This is a genomic window from Pseudoduganella sp. GW821-FHT12E03 (assembly GCF_058807115.1).
The window spans coordinates 1-7,334 of record NZ_JBXAQJ010000031.1 but is presented as its reverse complement, the minus strand read 5'-3'; the positions used below and the strand labels follow the sequence as shown (position 1 = coordinate 7,334).

Annotated in this window: 6 protein-coding genes; 1 reads left to right on the top strand and 5 read right to left on the bottom strand. The window is 60.0% G+C overall.

Annotated elements, in window-relative coordinates; genetic code table 11:
* Nucleotides 1–282: 282 nt before the first annotated feature.
* On the top strand, nucleotides 283–1,494 hold the full coding sequence (locus AC1RRC_RS33105) for a sensor histidine kinase (RefSeq protein ID WP_493060177.1): 1,212 nt from the start codon (nucleotides 283–285) through the stop codon (nucleotides 1,492–1,494).
* Here AC1RRC_RS33105 and AC1RRC_RS33100 read toward each other — a convergent pair.
* Genes AC1RRC_RS33100 through AC1RRC_RS33080 form a run of 5 tightly spaced genes read right to left on the bottom strand, consistent with a single transcriptional unit; the run spans nucleotide 1,491 to nucleotide 7,074 of the window.
* Entirely contained in the window at nucleotides 1,491–2,717 is a 1,227-nt protein-coding gene (locus tag AC1RRC_RS33100; RefSeq protein ID WP_493060176.1) for an EAL domain-containing response regulator, read from the bottom strand. The two genes, AC1RRC_RS33105 and AC1RRC_RS33100, sit on opposite strands and share 4 nt — an antisense overlap.
* An 8-nt stretch (nucleotides 2,718–2,725) precedes the next feature.
* A complete protein-coding gene (locus AC1RRC_RS33095) occupies nucleotides 2,726–3,814 on the bottom strand; it encodes a protein-glutamate methylesterase/protein-glutamine glutaminase (protein WP_493060174.1) in 1,089 nt (362 codons plus the stop codon).
* Nucleotides 3,811–4,314: a chemotaxis protein CheD gene (locus tag AC1RRC_RS33090; protein ID WP_493060173.1), complete on the bottom strand. Its 504-nt coding sequence runs from the start codon at nucleotides 4,312–4,314 to the stop codon at nucleotides 3,811–3,813. Before AC1RRC_RS33090 ends, AC1RRC_RS33095 begins: the two co-directional genes overlap by 4 nt.
* 15 nt (nucleotides 4,315–4,329) lie before the next feature.
* On the bottom strand, nucleotides 4,330–5,136 hold the full coding sequence (locus AC1RRC_RS33085) for a CheR family methyltransferase (RefSeq protein ID WP_493060172.1): 807 nt from the start codon (nucleotides 5,134–5,136) through the stop codon (nucleotides 4,330–4,332).
* Nucleotides 5,137–5,187: 51 nt separating this feature from the next.
* Nucleotides 5,188–7,074: a HAMP domain-containing methyl-accepting chemotaxis protein gene (locus AC1RRC_RS33080; RefSeq protein ID WP_493060171.1), complete on the bottom strand. Its 1,887-nt coding sequence runs from the start codon at nucleotides 7,072–7,074 to the stop codon at nucleotides 5,188–5,190.
* Nucleotides 7,075–7,334 lie beyond the last annotated feature (260 nt).

The window sequence follows — 7,334 nt, the reverse complement described above, 5'->3', positions numbered from 1 at the left end:
TCTAACACCCACACTTATCGACTGTAATTTTTTAAAGAAGAGCTGCTTACTTTCGTAGTTGACGAAGCGTTTTGTTCATCAGCAGCAGAGAAGCGAGATTATCTAGGATTTGATTTAACTCGTCAACCCCTTCGCTTTTCTCACCGCACCGTTGAGCAAGCTCAGCAGCGCGGGGACAGAACTATAGCAAAGCCACACCGTTCCCGCAAGTGTCCCTTTTTCTGAACCATACTTGCCAGAACGGCATATACTTGTCCACAGCAGCATTCCTCAGGAGTCAGGATGGTCCCAAACGAACTGCCAGCCGGAATTCCACCGACGATCCTGGTCGTCGACGACTCGCCGTCATTCCTGACCGCCCTGCTCGATCACCTGGCATCCCGCGGCTTCCTCGTCCTCATTGCGCGCAATGCGGAAGAAGGTTTGATGCGCGCGGAGTTCGGCTTGCCGGATCTGGTCCTGATGGACGTGGTGCTCCCCGGGATCGATGGCTTTGAAGCGTGCCGCCGCCTGAAAAACCAGGAAGGCACGCGCGACACCCCGGTCATCTTCATGACCAGCCTGACCGACTCGCGCCAAAAAGTCAGCGGCTTCGATGCGGGCGGCGTCGACTACATCACCAAACCTTTCCAGATCGAAGAAGTCATGGCGCGTATTAACACCCACCTGGCGCTGCGCAAAGCCAACCGCGACTTGCAGCAAATGTTCGAGCAATTGAACCGCGCCAAGGCGGAACTGGTACAAAACGAAAAGCTGGCGGCATTGGGCGCACTGGTGGCCGGCATTTCCCATGAATTGAATACGCCGATCGGCAATGGCTTGATGATCGCCAGCGCCTTCGAAGACCAGACCAAGGAAATGCGCGGCCAGTTCGTTCGTGGCGAACCCATGCGCCGCTCATCGCTGGACGCTTACCTGAATAACGCCAGCACCGCGACAGAAGTTTTGGTGCGCAACCTGCACCGTGCCGCCGACCTGGTCACCAATTTCAAGCAAGTGGCAGTGGACCAGACCAGCGCACAACGGCGCACCTTCCTGCTGGCGGAAGTCGTGGCCGGCAATATCCTGACTTTGCTGCCAACCATAAGGCGCACACCCCACCAGGTGGTGCAGGAAATCCCGCCATCGCTGATGATGGACAGCTATCCCGGTCCGCTCGGCCAGGTTATCACCAACCTGCTGACCAATGCCATCATTCACGGGCTCGATGGGCGCGATGCGGGCACCATCACCATCAGCTCCAGCCAGGAAGTCGATGACGGCGTCATCATGACCATTGCCGACGATGGCAATGGCATTACACCAGACAACCTGCTGCATATCTTTGAACCGTTTTTCACGACCAAGCTGGGTGTCGGCGGCTCCGGCCTCGGTTTGCATATCGTGCACAATATCGTCAGCGACATGCTGGGCGGGCGCATCGATGTCCGCAGTGCGGTTGGCGAAGGCACGGTCTTCACACTCTACCTGCCACTGACTGCGCCGCAGCGTTAATCGCCGCCGTCGGAGGCCGCCAGTTCTTTCAAGCGCCGCCGGTTCCCCCTGACCCATCCCACCAGCGCCTGCGCCGGCATCGGCGCCGCCACGAGCGCCCCCTGCGCCAGTTCACAACCATAGCTGCGCAACAGCGCCAGGTCCGCCACATGCTCGACACCCTCGGCCACCACGCTGATGCGCATCTGGTGCGCCGCCTCAATCGATTGCTGCAGCAACGCGGCGCGCGCCGGCTGCAGCGACGCCTCGTGCACGATCACGTGGTCGATACGCAGTTCTGTCAGAGGACAGCGCGCCAGTTGCTGCTGCGTGGTTTGTCCTGCGCGATAGCCCGCCACGCCAATGCCGAATCCCCGCAAGCTCAAATGGGCAAGGTTGGCGATGCTGAGCGGTGCGGCGCTGGTCAACACCGCCTCCTGGCATTCCCACGTGATGCCGCGCTGCGCCAACCCGTGTTCATGTACGCACGCGCTAAGCTGGTCCACCATGCGCCGGTCCGCCAGCAATTCCGCAGGCAAGCGAATCGACATCGTCAACGTCACCAAGCCAATATCGTGCCACGCTTTCAACTGGACCAGCGCCTGCCGCGCAATGCTCATCGCCAGTGGCGCGATTGCGGCGGTGCCCTGCAAGGCTGGCAAAAAGCGCGAAGCGCGGATCAGTCCACGCTCCGGATGCAGCCAGCACGCATGCACATCGACGCCGCGCAGCATGCCGCCCGCCACTTCGATACGCGGTTCAAAATAGGGGACGAACTGCTGTTGCGCCAGCGCGGCCTCCACGTCATCCGCACTTGGCGCCGACGTCGCGGCAACCACCAGTGCCTGTGCATCGGCATGCGACAACAAGGATTGCAGCACATCGAAATGCAGCGGCTTGAGCGCGGTGCCGAGCAGCTGCATGCGCGCGGCGGTGTCGTGCATGCTGGCTGCCGCTTCGGCCAGCCGCCCCTCACGCGCGCTGGCCACCACCAGGCTGGCCGCCATTTCCAGTTCCTTCAGATGGCGGATCAGCTCCAGGCCATCCATGCCCGGCATATCCAGGTCCGTCAGCACCAGTTCCACGGGGATGCCACGCGCATCGAGCTTGCGCAGCGCATCGATACCATCGCATGCCTGCATCACCAGTCCAAACCCGGCCTGGCGCAACAGGCCCGCCATATGGTCACGCTGGACGGCACTGTCCTCCACCACCATCGCCGTACAATTGGCCCAATCCTGCACCGTGCCTCCTAGCTAGTGAACGAAGACAATTGCTGCAGGATTTCCCGGCCGATGTTGTCGAGCGGTATGGAGCGCTCCACCGCCCCGCGCTTCACCGCTTCCTTCGGCATGCCATACACGACACAACTGGCTTCATCCTGCGCGACGGTGTAGGCGCCGGCTTTGCGCATTTCCAGCATGCCCGCCGCACCATCGTCACCCATGCCGGTCATGATGACGCCCAGCGCATTCGAGCCCGCGCATTTTGCGACGGAGCGGAACAAGACATCGACGGAAGGACGGTGGCGGTTGACCAGCGGTCCATCGACCACTTCCACATAGTATTGCGCGCCATTGCGGCGCAACAGCATGTGCTTGCCACCTGGCGCGATCAGCGCCCGGCCCGGCACCACCCGGTCGCCCGTTTGCGCTTCCTTCACTTCAATCTGGCAAATCGAGTTGAGACGTTCGGCAAATGCGGCAGTGAATTTTTCCGGCATATGCTGGACGATGACGATGCCGGGCGAGACGCGCGGCAATGCCGTCAGCACCACTTCCAGCGCCTGCGTGCCGCCGGTCGAAGTGCCGATCGCCACCACGCGCTCCGTGGTTTGCACCATGGCGCGGTTGTCCGCCGCAGGCAAGATGGCGTCGGCCGTCAGCTTGGCGGCAGGCTGCAGCGCGGGGGCGGCCGCGCGCCCCGCCAACCGGCGCACATTGGCAACCGCGGCTGCGCGTACGGCACTCACCAATTCATCCGCGCTGTCGTTGAGGAATTGCTTGAGTTCCAGCTTGGGCTTGGTGATGATCGACACCGCGCCCGCCGACATGGCTTCCATCGTGGTCTTGGCGGCCTTCGCGGTCAAGGTCGAACAAATCACCACCGGCGTGGGCCGCTCCGCCATCAGCTTGCGCAGGAAGGTAATGCCGTCCATGCGGGGCATCTCGACATCCAGCACGATCACGTCCGGCCATACGGTCTTCATGCGCTCCATCGCCAGGATCGGGTCGGCCACCGCATGCAATACCTGGATGTCCGGCGCCTTGTTCAGCAGGGCCGTGACAACCTGGCGCACCACTGCGGAATCATCGACCACGAGCACATTGATTTTCTTCATAACCGCTCCTTCAACATCCTGCCCTGCCGCGGTCCCGGCGGACCAACCCGGACCCAGACATCCCCGGTTTTGACGTTGAAAATGATGTGGCGGTGGCCGATGCCGAACAGGCTTTCCGACACCACCGGTATGTTATGCAGGCGCAGCAGGCGTTCCGCAGTTTCGCCATTGCGCCGCCCGATATTTCTTGCGTCATTGCATTCAATGTCCGGGAACATCATGCCGCCGCCAAACACCTTGGCCTGGCATTCTGTCGGGTTGATGCCCAGCTTGCGCAAATCCTTCAGCATCAATTCCAGCGCCCCTTCACAATACCTGCCACTCAGGTGCGCCACCGGTTCGTCGTTGTCCCCGACGGTCAGCAGGAAATGCGACATCGCCCCAACGTGACGCCACGGGTGCCATAGCGTGATCGATACGCACGACCCCAGCAGGGTGCGGATGCGATGCCGCGCATCGCCCACGAAATGCTCGCCCGGCATCAGAAAAACGTCGATCACCGCCACGCGCCATCCTCATGCTTTACGGTACACCGAGGGCCCCTGCACCTGCAAAGGTCCGGCCATGTCATGCAAACTTTCCGAATGGCCGATCAACAGGTGGCCGCCCGGCCGTATCGCCCCCAGCAGGCGCCCCACTACTTCACGCTTGGTTTCCGGACTGAAATAAATCAACACATTGCGCAGGAAAATCACATCGAACAGGCCGAATTTCGGCAGCGTTTCATTCAGGTTCACCTGGTGGAACTGCACCCGCTGGCGCAATCGCTTATCGACCAGCAAGGTGCCTTCTTGTTCCGCAATGCCGCGCAGGCAATAGCGCTTCAGGTAAGACGGGGGAATGTGACTGGTGCGCTCGCGCATGTAATGGCCGGCCTTGGCCGATGCCAGTACCCGGGTGCTGATATCGGACGCATACAGTTCCCACTCATGCTCACCCAGCACGTCGTCGAGCACCATGGCAATACTGTATGGCTCCTCTCCCGTGGAGCAGGCCGCGCTCCAGACACGGAACGGCTGCCGCTGTTCCAGCGCCGCCGTGGCCAGCTTGCGCAGCAAGTCGAAGTGCTTGGATTCGCGGAAGAAGTATGTTTCGTTGGTGGTCAGCAGATCAATTGCAATCTGCACTTCACCCGGTGACTGGCCAGCGGCCAGCATACGGAAATAAGCGCCGTAACTGGCCAGCCGGTAATGCATGAGCCGCTTGGCCAAGCGGCCACTGACCAGCGCTTTCTTCGCCGCCGACAGCGTGATGCCGGCATTATCGAAAATAAAACGCTGGAACAGCGTGAATTCCTGGTCGGTAATGGGATCTACTGACATCGTTGAGGCATCTCGCATTCACCATCCTCACAGTAGTGGTCAAGTGGCCCACTAAAATCGCGTAAATTGCGTCTCATCTGGATTTACGTCAGAGGATAACACCTTGCGGGCGGGTGCGCGCGGCACTGTTGTTGGCTTGGAAGATTTTCGTGCAGGCGCTTGCGTGCGGCGTCCGCCACTACCGCCATTGATGCTGAAGAACGCCATGGTCTGCTGCAGTTCCTCCGCCTGGCTGCTCATCTCCTCGGCGGTGGACGCCAGCTGTTCGGACCCGGCTGCGTTTTGCTGAGTCGTGTCGCTCAACTGGCTCATGGCCGTACTGATCTGGCTGACACCGGTGGCTTGCTCATCCGATGCTGCGGTAATTTCCTGCACCAGGTCCGAGGTTTTCTTGATATTCGGGACCATGGAATCAAGCAGTGTGCCTGCTTTTTCCGCCAGCGTGACGCTGCTGCCCGCGACTTCGCCGATTTCTTGCGCCGCGACTTGCGCCCGCTCGGCCAGTTTGCGCACTTCCGCTGCTACCACAGCAAAGCCTTTGCCATGCTCACCGGCACGCGCCGCTTCAATGGCCGCGTTCAATGCCAGCAAATTGGTCTGATAGGCGATGTCGTCGATGATGACGATCTTGTTGGCGATTTGCTTCATGGCCGCCACCGTCGTCCGCACGGCCTCGCCGCCTTCCATGGCTTCCTTGGAAGCCTTGCTGGCCATGGCGTCCGTGACTTTCGCGTTCTCCGTGTTTTGCGTGATGGACGACGTCATTTCCTCCATCGAGGCACTGCTCTCTTCCACGCTGGCCGCCTGTTCGCTGGCCGCCTGTGACAACGATTGCGCGGTGGCGCTGACCTGTTCCGAGGCGGCGGCCAGGGCAGCCGCGCTGTCGTTCACTTCGGCCACCACCTGCGACAGTTTGGTGACCGCAGCGTTGGCAAAGCCCATCATGTCGCCAAACGCGCCCTCGTATTTCTTGTCGATGGTGCGCGTCAGATCGCCGGCGGCAATCGACTCCATCATGACCACCATGTCGTCGATGCCGGCCTGGGTGGTTGACACCAGCTGGTTCAACCCTTCCGCCATCTCTTGCTGAAAGCCATGCAAGCCATGCAGATCGATGCGCGTGCCGAAGTCGCCTTTGTTGGCCGCGGCAATGGCGCGGCGCTGGCCGTCGATCACTTGCTGCAATTTAGCCACCATATTGCCCATTGCGCGCAGCAACTGGCCGGTTTCATCCTGCGCAGCCGACTCCAGCGACACACTCAGATCACCATCCGCCAAGAGGTTCGCGGCGGTGACCGCATTGTCCAGCGGACGGGTAATGCTGCGTGTGATCAGCCAAGCTGCGGCAATGGACAAGACGACCAATGCGATCAGTGCACCAATGATCAGTTGCGTGGCGCGTGCCGCCACGGCGGTCATGTGGGCGTCGGCAGCTTTGGTCGTGGCAGCGGAGATGGCGCGCAATTGGTCAAGCGCTTCGGACAGCGGCTTATCGGCGCCGCTGACGGCTTTATCCAGCTCGTTGACATCGTCAATCTTTCGCGCCCGCATGTCTGCGATTTTCGCAATGGCATTGCGATAAATAAGGGTGTTGTCGTGGATCTTGTTGAGGATTTTTTCTTCCTCGGGTGTCAATCGGCCCGTGGCCTTGTAGTCATCATCAACGTGGTCGATGATGGCGATCTGTTCGTTAAACTTCTTCTCGTAATCGCCGCCGCGGATGACGAAATTCTTGAAAGCCTGCACGGCGCTCCCCAGGGCAACGGTGCCCTTAGTTGTAGCAATGCCCTTGGCAATGGCATCCTGCTTGACGCTTTGCCACTGGTCGTTCATGGCGCGGATTTCAGTGTGCGCAACAAAACCAAATAGCACGGCCAGCAATGTCAGTAACCCGAATGCAAAACCCAGCCGTTTGCCGATCGTGAACTTCTCAAGCATTTGCTCCCCCCTTCGTTAGGTTGAACTGCTTTTCACATTTTTTTAACGTCCATTTCCACATGCTAGGTCCCGGTGTGCTGGACAAGCAAGCGGCTTGGGGAAAAATAGTGATGCGAAGCCACAGAGTGAGGAGCGGCGCAAATGCAAAAAACCCCGCCAAGAGCTAACTTGACGGGGTTTTTCTAATAACTAGCCTGACGATAACCTACTTTCACACTGGTTGCAGCACTATCATCGGCGCAAAGTCGTTTCACGGTCCT